Raw genomic sequence first — 18,482 nt, forward strand, 5'->3', positions numbered from 1 at the left:
AGCGACGATCAGAGAAAGGGAGATTTGGCGCGGACGAAGGGATTCGAACCCCCAACCCTCAGTTCCGAAGACTGATGCTCTATCCGTTGAGCTACGTCCGCACAGGCAGGGAACAGGATACCCCGGAAAGAAAATTTCTGCAATCAATCCAATATTTGCAAATTGGTGAAACTATAGATTCAATTGAACCTATAATAATATGTAGGAGAGTATGAGGGGAAAAAGTGCCGTCCTATATGCGCTATTCCTTTGTTCAGCCCCATCAACGGGTTGGGCACAAGATTCTCCTGCCTCAACTCCATCCACCGCACCCAATCCAGAAGCCGCGACTCCACTCGGTGGAAAGCCTTCGATTGACGCTATCCGCATCGACTCCCCCTCTCCTAACGTGCCATTGCGGCACGACGGCGTCGTAAGAGGAAGCGAAGATTTAGACCTTGACGGGCGCAAACTTGTTCGAGGAAAGGACTACACCATTGACTATGGAACCGGCGTGGTGATTTTGGCGACGCCGACAAAGGTCGGTCAGGTCCTTCGTGCGAACTATCGCTATGACCCTGCTCTAGCCAAATCAACCACAGAAGGCGGCAATAACTGGAGCACCATGAAGTTCAACTTCTCGGGTGGTAACTCCATGAGCATGGGACTTGGCATGGTGGAGCGAGGCGCGGATGGAACGCTGACTCGGTCGGACCTGTACGCGCTGAAGAACAACTTTGGAGCTGGAAACGGTGGGCCGAAGCTCAAAGGCGTGATGGCGTTTGGCAACCAGCAGTCCATTCGATCCGAATCCGCCTTTGGCAAAGAGCAAGCTACTGAAAAAGGCACCAAGCGCGGCGCCGCAATTGTTCAAGAGCTTGCCACTCAATTTGGTGGTGGAAGCGTCGTCATCGGCTACCAATCGATCGATAAGAACTTCACCGGAATGTCCGCATTGCGTGATTCGGGATATTCGGATCAGGCAGTCAACGCGATGGCCAAAGAGCGTGGATTGAAGCGCATCGGGCTTTCGATGAACAATGTCAAAATTGGCGGCCTCAGCGTCAATCAGAATTTCCAAACCGTATCCAACGGCGGGGCTTCGATCAAGAACAACGTTCTTGACCTCGGGGGCAAAGGCTGGCGCCTCAATTACAATGGGCGCTCGGTGGACAAGAACTTTGGCCGGTTCCGCGATCTGGCAGATGGCGATCGCGAACAGTTGATGAAGGAAGCTGGACTAGATACCACCACGGTGGGTCTGAACTTCGATAACAAGGGATCAAAGCTTTCACTCAATTCTCACGAAGTCACGAACAACGCTGGCAACGGTTTTATACGGCAGTCCGTCCGGTACGAATCGAAAACGTGGTCGATGAGCTACGGCACCCAATCGGTCGACAAGCAGTTCAACCAATTCCAGGGGATTCGTTTGGCCGATGCGGGGCAAATCGCCCGTGAACAAGGCATCAATCGACGCAATTTCGCACTTGGTTTCAACTCGCCGACCGCCACTGGACTCAAATTCGCTTTTTCACAAAGTGCGATGTCCAATGGCGATAAGGGACTTGAAGCGACTTCGGTGGACGTCTCGCAGAACGGACTGAATTACACTTACCGGGAGTTTGGCTCGGAAGCCGGGTTCGACGGATTGGGCCGCATGAGCCAAGCCGAGCAAGACGCGAACATCAGCAACATCGCCCTGATGTACCAACCTAGCGGCGTCAATGTTCGGCCCGAAGATCGTGCTTGGTTTACTCGGGGCGCCGGGCTAAATCGCGAGATGCATCGCATCCAATTCAGCGCTGGAAAGTCCGTCGGAGTCACCGCGAGCATCTTGAACTTGACGGGAAGAAACGACTCCGGAAATGTCAGCTCGGTGAACTTCGATTGGAAGAATTCTAGTTTTAGTTATCGCCACCAGTCTATCGGCGCGAATTTGACCGAGATCGGAAACACGATGTCGTTCGAGCGCGAGCGAATGGGCACGCTCACCGATCTCAACAAAACCGATATTCGGTTCTCCACCAAGTTTGGCGATAAGCGATCGCTTGATGTGGATTCAATGGACGCTCGGCATGGTAACGACACCGCCAAGCGAAGAATTCTCAAGTGGGCCGACCCGAACCTCCAGCTGATGTACGCAGAACGAGGAGTATCCAGCGCTGCGTTCAACATGGGACAACTCGTGGATCCAGAGCGCGACTTGCTCGGGCAGATCGCCGGACAAGAGCAACGCCAACTCCTAGTGAATTGGTTGATGATGCGCGATCTTCGTGTGCAGCTCAATTTCACCTCGGGCTTCAATGACTTGCTGAATGAAAGCCGTAATTTCTCGGAATCATTGATCGACTGGTCGCCCGACAAGACGACCAAACTCCAGTGGTATTCCAGTTCCAATCGCTCGGCAGACCCGACGATGTCCTTGTTCGATCACGATATCAATCGGTTCTTGATCAGCAAAGAGTTTCAAAACGGAGGATTTGAGTACGAGCGCGAAACCCACGAATACTCGGGCGAAAACGATACCAACCCAAGCAGCGTCCGCAACTCGCTCTCGGTAGAAACCAAGATTTCTGAGAACACATCCGTCCGGACAGAGCAATCCCAAACGTCGTACAACAACGGCGATCGGGACCGTGTCAGCGCTCACACCGTGAGTACTGGCATCACCAAAGATGCCGGTGTCAGCGTGACCGACGTCAACATCAACCGAAGCGGCGCGCGCCCGGACGAGAGGCGAAGGAATTACGGTTTCTGGCTGAACCTAGGCAACGGCGTAAAGTTCACCTACGGCTACGCTCGCGAACTGGGCACAGAAGGAAAGATGAACTCTTCCATCGGACTTTCGGGCGGCACAGTCGGAGGGCTGAGTTTTGGTGGTGCCAATTACAACACCCAACGATGGGATGGAAGCCGAAACAAATCGCTCGGCAACTTCCAACTGGGTAGCACGAAGCCGATGCAGATGGGCTTCGTCCGTGATTTTTCGTTCAATCTGGCCACCGACACCGTGCGTGATATGAACGCATGGCAACGAGAAAATCGAACCGCAAACTTCGGCATGCGTGTTGGTCATTTGCAACTCGGATTTGATTACGCGAGCCAGATTCATCAAAATGGACATCGCGCCGTGGATCGTGCCTTCCGATTCAAGTCGGACCAGTCGCCTAAGCGCAAGTTCGTCTTCGACGCAATGTTGAAGTTCCGAACGATGCCTTGGGATCAAGAGTACGCGATTCGAAACGTGACTCTGACCGGGAGATTCCTACCTGGTTTCGATGTCAGTCATTCGATCCAGACGAACCCAGAAGTGGCTCGTGGGGATGCTTTGCTCGGTTCGACGGTTCAGCCGCTCCGAGTTTTGAGCTGGAAGATTCAGCAAACCAAGCCGGATCTGAACACCCGATTTGGCGCATCTTGGGAAGAGCGGATTAACGAACAGACCCACACGATGAGCAGGTTGGCCAGCATCAATATGACGCTGTATGCCAATTCACCATCACCGCTGAACCTGTTTTACGGTCTCGAGCAGGTCGACATCAACAACCAGCGCAAGTCCATTCACCGGTACGGAATCGATTTCTCGCAACGACCAGGGCCAAACCAGATGTTCTCGCTGTCGTTTGGTAACGTGAGCTGGCAGCACGGACGAGACGACAACACTCGCCGCGAAAACTGGACCGCTAGGCTCAACTACCAACTCAGATTTTAGACATCGCCAGAGTTGGTGAAGTTGTTGACGACGATATCGAAGTCGCCCGAGCCAACTTCGCCGTCACCATCTAGATCACCCAGCGTCGGGTCCGTGGTTGAATTTGCAAAGTTCGCGACGACGATGTCGAAGTCGCCTGCGCCGACCTCGTTGTCATCGTCGCAATCACCGTTTCCCAGTGTCACATTGACGACCGGTTTGCTGGTGTTGGTGATGGTGATGTTGGCGACCTTCTTGTCCAAGAATCCTGGGCAAGAAAACAGCAAATCGAAGCTGCCGCGCTGGCTTGTGACGAACGAAAAGCCTCCGTTGATCGCAAGCGGCAAATTGATGGTTTCGATCGACGCTTGCGAACCAACGTTGCGCAGCTTGACGGTCAGTTGCCGATTGAGCGGCGTCGCGCCAGCGGCCAGTTGACTCAGCGAGACAATGCCCTCTACTCGGCCTGGCTCCCAAGAGTTGTCTTTGATCCATGATGCAGCCATCGAAACCCGGCTGTAAAAACTCAAATCTCCATAGTCGGCGAGTTTGCTGTTCTCGTTGAAGTCCGCAAGCGTCGATGTGGTCGCAACGACATATTGCTTGCTCGCGATGGTAGCGATGCAAGGTCCACCGCTGTCTCCATAAATCACATTGCATTCTCGCGCTGTCGGGGTCGCTTGCGATCCCAGAAAGTCGAGACTGTTGCCAGTCCCAGCAGCGTTGTCAAAATCTGAGATGAAAACGTTTGGCAAGCTGGAATCTATTTCCAGCTTGTTTTGACCCGCTCGAGGAATGTACGTCCCGTCATTGGTGTAGCCGTTTGTTCCGTTCGCGAGTACTCCGGCGCCAGCTATTGTCACTGTCCCTCCACCGTACGTCGATTCGTAAATCGGAATCGGGGCAATGTTGAGCACCCGAGTGTTCAACTTGATGATGCTAAAGTCGTACCCATTGAGCAAGTTGTTGAGGTCGAGAGGTGGCTCAGGATGCTTCACCCAAGTGACACGGGTGTAATCGACGCCATTGATTCGGATCTTGTTGACGTCTGACCGCAGGTTATGGGCGGCGGTGAGCACGTACCGGTCATTGATCAGAATTCCGCTGACCTTATAGGTGACGGTGTTGTAGTCAATGACAGCCACCGGAATCGAAGCGGCAGCGGCAGTGTATTGAGAGTCCGCAACATCATGGCGGATACTCAGTGCATTAGCGGCACCCACACCTACAATCATTCCCGCGAGAACAAAGAATCGAATCACAACCCGCATTATACGACGGGAATTGTGCAAAACCTAGGCCAAGAATAGGCTTGAAATACGGGATTTTGGCGCGCTCGATTGGATTCGAACCAACGACCCCCAGCTCCGCAAGCTGATGCTCTATCCACTGAGCTACGAGCGCACTTGTGAGCCCAAAGGATACCGCTCCTTCGGGCTCAAGCGCAAGTAGCCTTAGTGAGAGTGACGCCCGAGATTCTGCGTGACGATCGCGATATCTTCTGAGTCAACGATGCCATCGCCGTTCACATCTCCGACCAATTGCTGGGCTGCACTACGTGTCGCCGATTGGCCGATGTTCTGATTGATGATCTGCAAGTCGCCGCTGTCGATGGTTCCACTGCCGTCCAAGTCTCCATTGAGCAAAGACAGAATTGGCGATCCTGTGCGCTGCCCGTTGACAGACCAGGACGCAATGCGGCCCTCCAGCCATGTTCCGGCATGCACGACCACGTCGTACGTGCCGCAAAGGGAAGTGTTGAACGAAACTGTGCCGTCGGTAGCGATCGGAACGCTGGTGGTTAGGACAGGAAGATCGGTATTCGGGACCACGAACTCGATATCCGCCACGATCCCAGTCACCGATGACTCAAAATCTTGCAAGTCCAAGTCGAGTTCGACTCTGCCGGATTCCCAAGCCTTGGATTCGATCCACGTTTCGACTGATCCGACACGTGTGTAGGTGGCGCTTCCGCCGTAATTGGCGCTGGATCGACTGACGCTGATGCCTGCTAGCTTCCATGCGCCGCCTTCTTGCACAAACAGTCCTCCTCCGCTATCGCCAGGCACCAGTTGAGATTCGTAAGCAGTTGCAGATTTGGCACTTGGGCGATCAAAAGTCGTCTTAAGCTGGGTCGAACTAACCGCTGACAGAATGTTGGTCCCGATCAATGGCTGCCAATTCCAGCTCAAATCTGCACCAAAAGGACCAGAGCCACCGCATCCGGCAATCAGAACAGCCTGGTTTCTTGCGGCATTAGATGCAAGATCGGCGGGTGCTACGTCGAGAACACGCTCAGCAAGTCTGCCGACCGCGACATCATTGGCTTGGCCTGCCTTTTTGAACTTCTCATGGCGGACCCACGCTTCGACGACATAAGACTGGCCATTGATCTCGAAAACGGTCAGTGTGCCCGTAGGAGGCATCATGTGGGCCGCCGTGACGATGAACTTGTCTTCGACCAGAATGGCCGAACCTGAATCTGATCTTGCCCCGGAGTGCCGGATGGCACCCACCGGAATCGTGACCTGCTCGGAGGCAAATTGATTGAGCTGATCACGAGACCGGTCGGCGCGCCACAAGATCGCTTCGCTTGCGGCAGGCAAAAGACCGAGAAGACCGAGTAACAGAGTCCACTTAAACATCCAGAATTTCCCCATGAGGTTGCCCTCACGCCTGGTATTCCGTCTGCGATAACCCTCTCTAACACAATCCCGGTAAACCCGCCAGTTCAAAAATGGGGTTCTTGCTGGCAAGCAATTTTGATGCCCAGTACTTCAATTTGCCGGTAATTCTGCCGATAGTACCAATGTGCCCCGAATGGGCATTTGATTTATGTCTGCGCTGCAAAAAATCCTCAAACACACAGACCTATTAGTGGGTGCCGGCCTTCTGGTGGTGGTGGCGATGCTCATTCTGCCACTGCCGCATTTCGTGCTGGATTTGGGGCTTTGTATCGCTATCGCGAGTTCAGTTCTCATCTTGCTGAGTTCGGTCAACGTCGATGAACCAGTCAAGCTAAGCGTTTTCCCATCTTTGCTTCTGATCACAACCCTCTTCCGACTAGCACTCAGCATCGCAGCAACGAAGCTGATTTTAGGCACTGGGGAAGCGGGGCAAGTCATCACCACCTTTGGAAACTTCGTCATGGGCGGCGATTTCGTGGTGGGTTTCGTAGCATTCCTTATCTTGATGATTGTCCAGTTCATGGTTATCACCAATGGTGCTGGACGCGTTTCGGAAGTCGTCGCTAGGTTCACTTTGGACGCGATGCCCGGTAAGCAGATGGCGATTGATGCCGACTTGGCCGCAGGGCTGATCGATGAAAATGGTGCGCGCCAACGCCGAAAAGACGTCAAGGCTGAAGCCGACTTCTATGGCGCGATGGATGGTGCTTCGAAGTTTGTGAAAGGCGACGCGATTGCATCGCTCTTGATCATCGTGATCAACATCATCGGTGGCTTCGGCGTGGGCTTCTTCCGTGGGGAAGGCGATGCGATCCAAATTCTGCAGAAATACGCTCTGCTATCAGTGGGTGAAGGCATTGTCAGTCAGATTCCAGCCCTTTTGATTTCGACCGCAAGCGGTTTGCTCGTGACTCGTTCTGGTCAGGAGCGCAGCATGGGCGGCGAAGTGTTCTTCCAGCTTGCTGGTCAGCAAAAAGCGATTCTTGCCAGCGGCGTCGCGCTCTGTCTGTTTGGTTTCGTACCTGGATTCCCAACCTTTATCTTTTTGGGAGTCGGTGGTGGCCTGGTCGCATTAGCAAGGTTTATTGGAAAGAACCCAGAGAAGATTCGAAACATCGTCGCTCCAGAAACCCAAAAAGCACCTATATCAGCCGAGCAAGAAGCTCCTGTCGGTCCGGCGCCGCACACTCCCGAGGCCGTCATGCCTTTGCTGAGTGTTGATCCTCTTGAAATTGAAATCGGCTACAGCCTGACACGGCTCGCAGATACTCGGGTGGGGGGCGACTTGCCAGAGCGGATTACAGCGACCCGACGCCAAATCGCGGTCGATCTTGGATATGTGATGCCGAGCGTGCGCATCCGGGACAGCATCGGATTGCCCGCCAATGCCTATGTTATCAAGGTTCGTGGCGAGGAAGTCGCCAGAGCACTCATCGAACCCGATCTTGTGCTCGCGATCAATTCGGGGAACGTGCTGCAGCCGATCCCGGGCCAAGTGACTAAGGAGCCCGTGTTTGGACTCGACGCGCTTTGGATCGATCCGTCCATTCGAGACGTCGCTGAACGAAATGGATACACGGTAATCGAGCCGAATGCGATGATCAGCACTCACCTTAGCGAGGTTGTCAAAGCGCACGCCTGCGAACTTTTGAGCCGGCAAGAGACACTGCAACTCGTCGAAAACGCCAAACAGGTCAACCAAAGTGTGGTCGAAGAATTGGTGCCGAACGTCGTTCAAATTGGCGACATCCAAAAGGTCCTGCAGCATCTCCTTCGAGAACGAGTGCCTATCCGGGACATGGTGACGATTCTGGAAACGATGGCGGACTATGCCGGACGTGTGAAGGATCCAGAACAATTGGGCGAACTCGTACGCTCTTCGATCAGCCGAACCATCACTCGCCAACTGCTAGACCACGAAAACAAGCTTTACTGCATCACACTCGACCCACCACTGGAAAAGGCGATGGCAGAGGGAATCCAACATACGGCAGGCGGGACGATTTTAGCGCTGGAGCCATCCACCCAGCAGGCGGTCATTGCGAACCTTCGCGAACAAGCGGAGAACGCAATGGCTCAAGGGTTGCAGCCGGTGTTGCTGTGCTCGCCGACGTTGCGATTGCCATTGCGACGATTGGTCGAACGGTATCTGCCGACGCTCCAAGTGCTTTCCTATAACGAGGTCTCTTCGCGCGCTGAAGTGGAATTTGTGGGGCAAGTTCGGGCAGCATAACCGGGTGCCAAGTAAACTATTGCAGTGACCGAAACTGCGCCGAGAGGCTGGCTGGCCTTTCGAACCTTCTTGGAAATGATCAAGATTGAACACTCAATCTTCGCATTGCCATTCGCGCTCCTCGGGATGATCTGGGGGGCAGAATCACAATTCAAGCTCCTCTGGCCGACTGCAATCACGATTCTGTGGATCATCGTCGCCATGGTCAGTTGTCGGAGCGCCGCAATGGCGTTCAACCGCATTGCTGATCGAGAGATTGACGCCAAGAATCCGCGGACCAAGATGCGCGCTATCCCAGCAGGGCTATTGACGTTGCGGCAAAGCAACCTGTTCTTTCTCGGAAGTATCGCGGTGTTCGTGCTGGCGGCATGGCAACTGAATACGTTGGCACTGGCGCTCACACCAGTGGCGTTGCTGTTCACACTCGGCTACAGCCTTACAAAGAGGTTCACCTGGCTCTGCCACTACGTTCTGGGCCTCAGCCTAGGAATTGCACCCGCTGCGGCTTACATTGCCACAACAGGCAGCCTAGAGTGGCCAGTGGTCAGTCTGTTTTTGGCGGTCGCCTGCTGGACGGCAGGGTTCGACATCATTTACGCGCTGCAAGACGATGAATTTGATCGTGAGATGAATCTGAATTCGATTCCATCACGATTTGGTCGCCCACGAGCTTTGTTGATCAGTCGCATTTCTCATGGAGTGGCGATCGCGCTGTTAGTCCTATCTGGGATCGGCCATGGTGCCGGATTCGTTTACTTTATTGGAGTCGGAGTGGCAGCCGCGTTGCTAGGATACGAGCAATCTTTGGTGCGGCCAAACGATCTTTCGAAAGTAAACATGGCGTTCTTCACACTCAATGGCTATGTCAGCATGGCGATGTTCCTATTCGCGCTTGCCGATACCTGGTTGAGGTTAAAGGCTCGGTGAGCAATCCCCCTCAAGCCGTGGTGATCGCGGGTCCAAATGGAAGTGGGAAGAGCACTTGCGCCGAACTTTTATTGCCGTCCGACATGACTTTCATCAACGCGGACATGATCGCGCAGGAAATCAGCGGTACGCGGAGCACAACAGCGGACCTACAGGCGGGACGTATCTTGGTTGAGCGGCTCGACGCCTTGACGAGCAAACGAAAGGACTTCGCGGTTGAGACAACACTGGCCACCCGCAAACTTGAACCTAGGCTTCAGAAGCTCAAAGAGCTTGGCTACGAGACTCACCTGATCTTTCTTTGGATGCCGAGCGACGACCTTGCGGTTCAGCGCGTTGCCGCGCGTGTTCGCGCGGGTGGTCACAACGTCCCTGAGGAGACGATTCGCCGTAGGTTCCGGCGGGGATTGGAGCTGTTTTTCTCCCAATACAAGCCAATGGTGGACTCTTGGAAGCTTTATGACAACTCTCGAATTGCCGATCCGAAGTTGATCGCCTGGGGACGAGATGGCGAATTAATCGAATGTCGACAAGAAAGTTTGTATAATGACATTCGCGCCATTTGGGATGTCCGATGAGCAAAAACAACACTCGCACCGATTTTGACAATGTGGACGACGTGGACCAAAAGGTTCGCGATGCGGTGCGACAGGCACTAGCCAGACACAAAGAAATGAAAAACCCGCTGCCAACTTGGGATGGCAACGGGGTGAAGATTGTGGCTCCGGAAGACTTGCCGGAGCACAAGAAAGACTAGCCTCAGATGTCGCCTGACATCCCGAAGTTTCGGACAACGATGTCGAAATCGCTGGCGCCTACTTCGTCATCCCCATCAAGGTCTGCTGGATTTCCAACTTCGCCGAATTGAGCGACGACTTCATCAAAGTCCGATGAACCCACTTCGTTGTCGTTGTCCACGTCGCCATTCACAAACGACCCGTTCACGAAATAGGTCCCAATGCTGTCGATTTGAGTATTGTCAAATCGCTTGGCGAGGAAGTGGAACGGCTTAACCCAAACCGAGTAGGTGCCAGGTGTGTTGGCGAAACTCGTCCATTCGCTGTACCGTGTGAGGCTAACAAGAGTGCCCTCTGTCGGCTCTAGAGGCGAAGTTCGAATCTCGACCATGGCCTCGATCAATTGTGGGTTTCCAACGTAATCCTGGAGCTCGGCCCGTCCTCGAACGGTATTGAATTCAACACGCTCGAACTGGAAGTCATCGTAAAACACGTCGTTGTAACCACCGCCGCTTGGAACGCCCAATGATGTCGCAGCAGTTCCAAAAGCGTACGCCCAAAGGTTTGCTTGACCGATGTTTTGGAGAGTGGTGACTGGGGCGGTGACCCCCGTGCCCGGAAACGCGGCTACACCGTTCACATACGCTGTGCTGAACCGAGTGCTAGGCACCGAGACGAGCATCAGCTGAACCCAGGTGTTCAACGGCTGGGCTGGAAGGGTGCTTTGCTTGAGCTGTGCGCCCAAGGTAGTCGTTTGCGCCGTTCGGAGGTAGATCTTACTGTCGCCACCGAAGAACAGTCCCGCGAATTCTGGGCTCAGAGTATTAAGCGGTGGATTTGGAGCAGCGCCGACTGAAATTCCTGCACCGATTCGGCTCGGATCCGAAGAGGTCTGCTTCACCCAAACTTGCGAAATCACGACGCCCGAATTTGCTCCATCGAGGGTTCCATCGATGTGATAGGTCGTGGTTTTTTGGCTCCAATCTGCGGTGGCTAGGTAGTTGAGAGAATCAAATCGAACGGACTGCGTCCCGGTTCGGGCATCTGCGCTGGACACTTGGAACATCGTGCCGGCAAACGAACTGATCGAAGTCGCTGTCCAGGCTTTCTCGTAAGTGCCCGATCCTTGACCGCCCAGCACTCCCGCGAGTGAATATCCAGGGATGGTGTAGGTTGTCGAATAGCTCGGAGTCGCGTTCGACTCAAACGACGATTCGCAAAACAATTGTGCTTGGGAAAACGCCGACAAAAGAACGCCAGCAAAAAGTAATGTTGATTTCATGATGTGTGATAAACGCCAGTGGAGAGTTTACTCGGGGGCATACCTCCGGAAGCTAGTTTGAGACTTAGGACCCAGATTCGCCAAAGTTCGACACTACGATGTCGAAGTCGCTTGAGCCCACTTCACCATCACCGTCAATGTCGGCCGAACCGCTATCGCCGAATTGAGCCACGACCATATCGAAATCTGTCGATCCAACTTCGTCATCGCCGTCGATATCGCCGTTCAGATGAGAAGTCTGAAGGTTAAAGAGTCCCGTATTCGAGATGTTCATACCGGTGACAGTTTTGCTGAGCCAATGCGAAGGCTTAATTCGAACTGTTGCCGCACCACGAACGGTGGTTGTGACCGTAAATTGGCTTTGGGCGTCGAGTGTGGTGTTGATCACTTGTGGTGCGCCGGACGTAGGAGTCACGGTGATATCTACTGGCACTCCGGTTGGATCGCCATAGTTGCCTAGATTTACAGTGCCGCGCAGAGTTCCGAACCCGAACTTCTCTACAAGATAATTGTCGAAAAAGCCCCTGTTAGCCCCGTTAGTGCCATACAGATCAAAGTCGCTGATTCCAGTTCCGCTCCAAGTTCCGGTTGATCCGTACTTGGCATTATTAACGTAGGTTTCGATCTGTTGAGCCTGGGCATTGACGACCAATTTGATCTCGTGCCACTGGTTTGCCGCAAGGGGCGCACCAAAAAATGCGTTGTCTTGATAAGTGTAGACAGAACCGTCTGAACTACGAATGTTCAATCCGCCTAATCTTGAACCAGGGTCAAACATGTGGAGCCCGAAGCTTGCGCCGCCAGTGACAGGCGAAGAAAAACGAACTTTGACACTGGCAACGACAACACTTGCTTCACCAGCAGGTATGGAGGATGGCAAGAAGGTCAATGCGTAAATGCCTTGGCCGGTCGGCATCGCATCCGACAAAAATTGGATTGACTTGGTCCCCGAGAATGTGGGCGTCGAAGCAACCGTAACTTCGTTGAAAGTTGGGAACGGACCGTCCCAAGAAAGGAACCAGTTGTTCTGACCGTGCAGCGCTCCGGCGGTAAAACCGGTATCGAATTTCTCATCGACCAGTACCGCCCCAAATGAGGCGGTACCAATCAACGCGATCAGACAACTGATTCCAAACTTAGGCGTCATTCGGTATCAGTCTCCGTTGAGTCCAAAGTTGGCGACAACCAGGTCGAAGTCGCTTGAGCCGACTTCACCGTCTCCGTCGCGATCCGCGGCGTAGTTTGTATTGCCGAACTGGGATACGACCAGATCAAAGTCAGATGCGCCAACTTCGTTATCTGGATCGCAGTCACCGTTGGTGAGTGTGAATGATCCGATTGCCGAACCTGTGCTGGCGATCGTTCGATTGCCCAGTGCCTTTGTCAGGAAGTACGGAGATGCTACCTTTACCGAGTAGGTTCCAGGAGCCACCGTCGTATCCACGCTGAAGTTGCCGGAAGCGTTCAAAGTGGTGTTGACGTTAACTGGAGAACCTACGGTTGGAGTCAGGATCAACGTAACGGGGATTCCGTTTCGAGTCGCTGTCCAGCCTTGGAGAGTGACCGTGCCCGTCAGCAACTTTGGCACTTCAGCAACGTTGACCGCAATCGTCTTATCCGCAAACTGAGACGGCGAACCGTTGTCTGTTGCACGAACGACGATATTGTAGGAGCCAACGCCTTGTGCTTCTGTTGGAGTCCAAGAGAGGGTGTTTCCGGCTACCGAGACGCCCGAAGGTCCGCTAATCAACGTGTAAGTGATTGCGTTGCTTTCTGGATCGGTCGCAGTCAGAGGGAAGTTCCAAGGTGACTCTTCACTGATGTTCTGCGTTCCGATCGTTGGCCACACTGGTGGTTGATTCGCGCTTGCAGTAATCGTGAAGTTAGTATTGCTGATGTCATAGAAGATGCTCGACGAAGCAGCAACGATGATGCGAGCGGTGGTTGAAGCCGTGTTCGGAATCGTCACAGTCTGCGTACCATCGTTTGGAGTGTTTGCAAGCAATAGGGTCGCTGTATTGGTGAACCAACTTGCGCCACCGTTGGTGGAGAGGTAAATGTTCACGTTCGGCGAAACCGAACCGCCGCCCACAGTCCAAGTGATGGTCTGAGTCGAGTTACCGGCCCAAGATACTGCAGTATTCGGACTCGTCACGCTGAACGCTGTGCCGGAGAAGGTCACGACTGCATCATCTTCTGCAACGCCGCCGCCGGTAGCCCTTTGGTCCCTAGCGGTGCATCGGAAGGTGATCGTTCGAGCTTGGTTAGGAAGAAACTCGAAAGCGTTCGTGAAGTTATTCGCCAACGCCAAAGTCTGCGATGGGAAGAACCTTGTCGCATTCGTGGTCGGGTTGAATGACCGGAACATTGGGCGCGAAGTGTTTGTAGACGTCGTAGTCGTTGCACCTTCATTGGCAGTTCCAGTCGCCGGAACAGACATATCCTCCCAGCAGTAGTAAACCGTCTCGCCGTTCGGGTCCGAACCTGTTGCCGTCAGCTTGAACTGAGTACCAAGCGGAACGGTGTAGTCTGCGCCGGCGTTGACCGTTGGAAGGCTGTTGCCGGTAGCAGTAGCGACACCGCCGGAAGATGCGCGGTTGCGGATCACCAACATTTCGACCAAGTTCTTGGCTGAGAAATAAGGGTCCGAGTGAGCTTGAACGTTTTCGGTTCCGCAAATTCCTGCGTAGCTCATAATCGTTGAACCAGAGCCAGGTTCCACCGCAGTTGAACGATTGCGGTTTCCGCCACCGCAGCTACTGGTTACGCCGTTAAAGCTGTGGTTACCACCAAACTGGTGACCCATTTCGTGAGCGACGTAGTCGATGTCGAAAGCATCACCGATTGGGGCGCCGCTTCCGGTCACGCCACCAGCCTTATTGGATTGGCCAACGCAACCCAAGAATGCGACACCGCCGCCGCCGGTTGAGAAAACGTGTCCAATGTCATAAGCAGCCGAACCAGGGTTGGCATTCATTGCCGTTTGGTTCTCGGTAAGCATCGCGCCTCCGTTGGTGTTCGAGAACGTGTCCGAACCTAGCGATGGATTGTTGAACACGAGATTCAATGCAATGCAAAGATCCTTTCGGTACACGCCGTCGACTCGGTTAACGCTAGTGACGATGCCAGCTCGGGCTCCCGCAACCGTGTTTCCGTAGTACGCGGTGTACTCGATCGTTGCGTTCATGGCGAGACGGAAAGTGTAAAGCGTTCCACCCGAGCTTCGACCGTTGTTTGGCCCGGAGCCGCTTCCGGTGTCGTTGTTGAGGAACGGAGCGTTCAGTGGTTCGAATGAGGTGTGGCAACCCCAGCTGTTTGTTCGAACGGTGTCCTTTCGAGAGTAGACAAAGAAGTTTGATTCTTTGTCCGAAAGAGTCATTGGTTCGATGCAGTACGTATCGTGCGAGCCGAAAACCATGGCTCGGAATCCGTTGATCGACGTATCGAATCGAACGGTTGCGCCTGGATCGTCGATGCCTTGGCCGCTGTATGTGATGGACTTGCTGTCGCCACCGCGTAGCTGAGGAGCGAGAACATTGTTTTCCCAAACCAAAAATCGCTCAAGCCTGCCCGATGGGGTGGGTAGGTTCATGACCAAAGCCGTCGTTGGTTGTATGCCGACCACTTCGCGCGGTGCACCGCTCAAGAAGCTTCGGAGATCAGATTGGTCGATCGAAAAGCCTGAATAAGAAACGACATTTCGAAGCACCGGATTCTGAGCATCGAGCCCAGGTTCGGAAGGGTTTGATGGTGTCCAAGCTTGCGCCATTGCAAGCGAAGAAAGCGTGCCGCCTAAAACAGTTAGGAGCGCTCGCGTGTGCAAACGATTAGAGCTAAACATATTGGTAATACCGGTGTAGCAAATTCTACGCCGATAGGACTGTTTGAAAGCCCAGAAAGTTTGCGGTAATTAACGGCGCGGGCTGTACTTTGGATCGGACTTATGAGTCAATTCAGCGGCCTGCACGATGAATTTTCCGAGGTCAGTCCCAAACTCCGTGGTTGAAAATCTAGTAATTTTGCCAGTCGCCAGTGGGCTGGTGGACTGGACGAATCCGTTATCAACCAGGGTGCGGAGAAGTGCCGCTTCGACGGTGCTAAGACCTTTGGAATCGATCTTGGACTTCTTGAATGCTGGATCGGGCTTTCGCAGGAATTTGGGCTTGATGTAAGTAAACATCGAATGGAACCGCTGAATGATGTAGCCCCGAGTTGCAACTGTGTTTCCGCCGTTCAACTTGATCGAGTGCGTCGGCAGATTCAGGTTCGCCGAAAAAGAAGACAAGACCTTCTTGCAAGCGTTGTCGACTTCCTTTTGAGTAACTGGATTCTGGGCGAGAGCTTGATTTGCACCTACGGCCAGAAGAATCGCAACCGAAAAAAGTCGAACTGGTTTCATGCTTAAAATTCTGAGACGGCGCCACTGGCCCGAATCGCCTCTAATTGTTCGAGCGCGCGGCCCGTACCAATCGCTACGCAATTCATAGCGTCATCTGCAACATGAACTGGAATATCGGTCACGCTGTGCAGGAGTCGGTCCAGCCCGTTCAGCAATGCACCGCCACCGGTGAGGACAATTCCGCGCTCGATGATGTCCGAACTGAGTTCAGGAGGAGTCTCTTCGAGTACCGCACAGAGCTTTTCGGCGATTTGTCGGACCGGATCGCTCAACGCTTCGCGAATCTCGATGCTAGAAATCTCAACCGTCTTCGGTAGTCCCGCCACCATATCTCGGCCGCGGATCGCCATTTTGAGTTCTTGATCCATCGAAAAGGCTGATCCGATCTTGATCTTGATTTCTTCCGCAGTGGGCTCGCCGATCTGTAGGTTGTAAGTATTTCGAACGTGGCGAATGATGGCCTCGTCCAATCGGTTTCCTCCCACGCGCAGTGAGTGGCTGATCACGATTCCACCAAGTGAGATAACCGCAATGTCTGTGGTGCCTCCGCCGATGTCGACGACCATGTTTCCTCCGGGGCTGCTGATTGGAAGTCCTGCCCCAATCGCGGCCGCCATCGGCTCCTCGATGGTCATGGCTTGGCCCGCACCTGCGCGCTTTGCAGCCTGAATCGCGGCACGTCGTTCGACGCTAGTAACACCACTAGGAACACAAACCAGCACGACAGGCTTAAAGAACTTGCGCTGTCCGCAGGTCTTGTCCATCAAGTATTCAAACATCTTGACGGTGGTGTGGAAATCGGCTATGACGCCCTCTTTCATCGGGCGAATGGCTTTGATGTTGCCCGGAGTCCTGCCCAGCATATCGCGGGCTTCATTGCCAACGGCGAGTACTTTGCCGTTGGACACACTGATCGCGACTACCGTAGGCTCGTTGAGCACGATGCCTTTGCCGCGACGATACACCAACAAATTCGCGGTGCCGAGGTCAATGCCAATTTCAGGAACTAATTTCAAGGGATTCGATTAAACGGCTTCGGTAGGAGCCGACACTCCATCGTCAAAAGGGACGCGTTCGATGGTACCGCCTAATTGCCGCAGGTTGTGCTCTAATTCTTCGTATCCACGATCAATATAGTGGATATTCTTGATGATCGTGTCGCCTTCGGCGGCCAATCCTGCTAGGACGAGAGCCGCACCAGCCCGAAGATCAGATGCCTCGACGACCGCGCCCTCTAGTTTCGCGACACCGTCGATGATGGTCGAGCGGCCCTCGATGCGCATCTTTGCCCCCATCCGATTCAGCTCAGTAACGTGCCCAAATCGCGATTCATAGATGGTTTCTTCGATAACACTGGATCCGTGCGCCAGGGCCAACACGGCAGCCATCGGCTGCTGAATGTCCGTAGGGAATCCCGGATAAGGCATCGTCTTGACTCGAATCGCGGTGAGTGGACCCTCAACGCGGGCTCGAATCCAATCATTGCCTTCGAACACATCTGCATTGGCTTCACGAAGCTTGTTGACAAGTGCGGTTTGTTGCTCAGGAACAATCCCGGTAACTTGGACATCGCCGCCGGTGATCACGCCAGCCATCAAGTAGGTCGCGGCTTGAATTCGGTCTTCGGGAACGCGGTACGTGCAGCCAAAAAGCTCATCGACTCCGTTCACCGTGATTGTCGAGGTTCCATCACCTTCGATCTTGGCGCCCATTCTCTTGAGAAAGCCCGCCAGAGCGATCACTTCAGGTTCGATCGCCGCGTTGTGAATTACGGTGAGCCCCTGAGCAAGGCAAGCCGTCGCCATCAGGTGTTGGGTCGCACCGGCGCTAGGGAAGTCAAGATAGATTTCCGCGCCGACCAGTTTCGGAGTCTCGGCCAGATATCGTCCACTCGATTCATCGATGGTCACGTTCATCAGAGCGAGGCCCTTCAGGTGGAAATCCACAGGCCGTGCTCCGATCTTGCATCCACCCGGTTTGGGCAACCGAGCGCGTCCCATTCGGGCGATCAGAGAACCTAGAACATAAAACGAGGTTCGAATTGGACGGACAAGATCTTCTTCAGGCTCGACGTCCTGGAGGTTTGTGGCGTCGATGTGGAGATTCTTGTCGTTCCAGTGATATTTGACGCCAAATCGACCTAGAAGCCGGAGCTTGATATCGATGTCGCTGACGCGAGGGACATTCTGGAGAATCGTCTCTCCCTTAGCTAAGATCACCGCAGACAGAATCGCGAGCGCTGCGTTCTTGCTTCCTTTTATCTCGATCTCCCCAACGAGAGGAGTTCCTCCTGTGATCTTCAAAACGTCCATAATCGTGCGCGCATCCAAACGAACCTATCCAATGATAAGCAACCCAAGGACGATAGATTCTACCGTAAGGACTCGGAAATCCCTAGCAAAAGAACGATGTTCAGGTTCTAAATGTTAAATTATATTAAGGGATATGCTCCAAATTTGGACAACGCATCGTCTTGGAGAATATTGAAGCGATGATCGGATTGGCACTCTGTCCCGAGTTTTTGAATACTTGGCCGCCCCGTTG

General features: G+C 53.7%; 13 protein-coding genes and 2 tRNA genes. 5 read left to right on the plus strand and 10 right to left on the minus strand.

Translation table 11 applies throughout. The annotated features are described in order from the left end of the window. Positions 1 to 25 precede the first annotated feature (25 nt). Positions 26 to 101: transfer RNA gene (locus tag J0L72_02095), tRNA-Arg, on the minus strand. Between the two features lie 110 nt (positions 102 to 211). Here J0L72_02095 and J0L72_02100 point away from each other — a divergent pair. Beyond that, positions 212 to 3,694: a hypothetical protein gene (locus tag J0L72_02100; GenBank protein ID MBN8689565.1), complete on the plus strand. Its 3,483-nt coding sequence runs from the start codon at positions 212 to 214 to the stop codon at positions 3,692 to 3,694. Here the strand turns inward: J0L72_02100 and J0L72_02105 are convergent. From J0L72_02105 to J0L72_02115, 3 genes are all read right to left on the minus strand, one after another. After that, complete coding sequence (locus J0L72_02105; protein ID MBN8689566.1) at positions 3,691 to 4,935, minus strand: trypsin-like serine protease; 1,245 nt, start codon at positions 4,933 to 4,935, stop codon at positions 3,691 to 3,693. The genes J0L72_02100 and J0L72_02105 overlap by 4 nt on opposite strands. Before the next feature lie 66 nt (positions 4,936 to 5,001). Further along, a tRNA-Arg gene (locus J0L72_02110) sits at positions 5,002 to 5,077 on the minus strand. A 50-nt stretch (positions 5,078 to 5,127) separates the two neighbouring features. Next, positions 5,128 to 6,318: a trypsin-like serine protease gene (locus J0L72_02115; GenBank protein ID MBN8689567.1), complete on the minus strand. Its 1,191-nt coding sequence runs from the start codon at positions 6,316 to 6,318 to the stop codon at positions 5,128 to 5,130. Between the two features lie 190 nt (positions 6,319 to 6,508). Between J0L72_02115 and flhA the strand changes: the two genes are divergently transcribed. The 4 genes from flhA to J0L72_02135 all read left to right on the plus strand — a co-directional run bounded on the left by flhA (position 6,509) and on the right by J0L72_02135 (position 10,277). Next, complete coding sequence (gene flhA / locus J0L72_02120; protein ID MBN8689568.1) at positions 6,509 to 8,593, plus strand: flagellar biosynthesis protein FlhA; 2,085 nt, start codon at positions 6,509 to 6,511, stop codon at positions 8,591 to 8,593. Between the two features lie 75 nt (positions 8,594 to 8,668). Continuing rightward, positions 8,669 to 9,520 (plus strand): UbiA family prenyltransferase, encoded by an 852-nt coding sequence (locus J0L72_02125; protein MBN8689569.1) that lies wholly within the window; start codon positions 8,669 to 8,671, stop codon positions 9,518 to 9,520. Next, positions 9,517 to 10,098, plus strand: coding sequence for an AAA family ATPase (locus J0L72_02130; GenBank protein MBN8689570.1), 582 nt, complete (start codon positions 9,517 to 9,519; stop codon positions 10,096 to 10,098). Before J0L72_02125 ends, J0L72_02130 begins: the two co-directional genes overlap by 4 nt. Then, the gene (locus J0L72_02135) at positions 10,095 to 10,277 is read left to right on the plus strand and encodes a hypothetical protein (protein MBN8689571.1); all 183 of its coding nucleotides are present in this window, start codon (positions 10,095 to 10,097) and stop codon (positions 10,275 to 10,277) included. Before J0L72_02130 ends, J0L72_02135 begins: the two co-directional genes overlap by 4 nt. Positions 10,278 to 10,279: 2 nt before the next feature. Here the strand turns inward: J0L72_02135 and J0L72_02140 are convergent, their stop codons facing one another. The 6 genes from J0L72_02140 to murA form a co-directional block, all read right to left on the minus strand. Next, positions 10,280 to 11,539 carry a hypothetical protein gene (locus J0L72_02140; protein ID MBN8689572.1) on the minus strand — a complete coding sequence of 420 codons (1,260 nt, stop codon included), beginning with the start codon at positions 11,537 to 11,539 and terminating at the stop codon, positions 10,280 to 10,282. A 64-nt stretch (positions 11,540 to 11,603) separates the two neighbouring features. Next, positions 11,604 to 12,686: a hypothetical protein gene (locus J0L72_02145; GenBank protein ID MBN8689573.1), complete on the minus strand. Its 1,083-nt coding sequence runs from the start codon at positions 12,684 to 12,686 to the stop codon at positions 11,604 to 11,606. 6 nt (positions 12,687 to 12,692) lie between these two features. Then, positions 12,693 to 15,380, minus strand: a complete 2,688-nt coding sequence (locus J0L72_02150) for a hypothetical protein (protein MBN8689574.1) — start codon at positions 15,378 to 15,380, stop codon at positions 12,693 to 12,695. A gap of 69 nt (positions 15,381 to 15,449) precedes the next feature. Next, the gene (locus J0L72_02155) at positions 15,450 to 15,938 is read right to left on the minus strand and encodes a hypothetical protein (protein ID MBN8689575.1); all 489 of its coding nucleotides are present in this window, start codon (positions 15,936 to 15,938) and stop codon (positions 15,450 to 15,452) included. Positions 15,939 to 15,940: 2 nt separating this feature from the next. Beyond that, positions 15,941 to 16,954 (minus strand): rod shape-determining protein, encoded by a 1,014-nt coding sequence (locus J0L72_02160; protein ID MBN8689576.1) that lies wholly within the window; start codon positions 16,952 to 16,954, stop codon positions 15,941 to 15,943. 9 nt (positions 16,955 to 16,963) lie between these two features. Continuing rightward, positions 16,964 to 18,250, minus strand: coding sequence for a UDP-N-acetylglucosamine 1-carboxyvinyltransferase (gene murA, locus J0L72_02165; protein ID MBN8689577.1), 1,287 nt, complete (start codon positions 18,248 to 18,250; stop codon positions 16,964 to 16,966). Positions 18,251 to 18,482: the final 232 nt, after the last annotated feature.

This window comes from Armatimonadota bacterium, from assembly GCA_017303935.1.
Taxonomy (GTDB): domain Bacteria; phylum Armatimonadota; class Fimbriimonadia; order Fimbriimonadales; family Fimbriimonadaceae; genus JAFLBD01.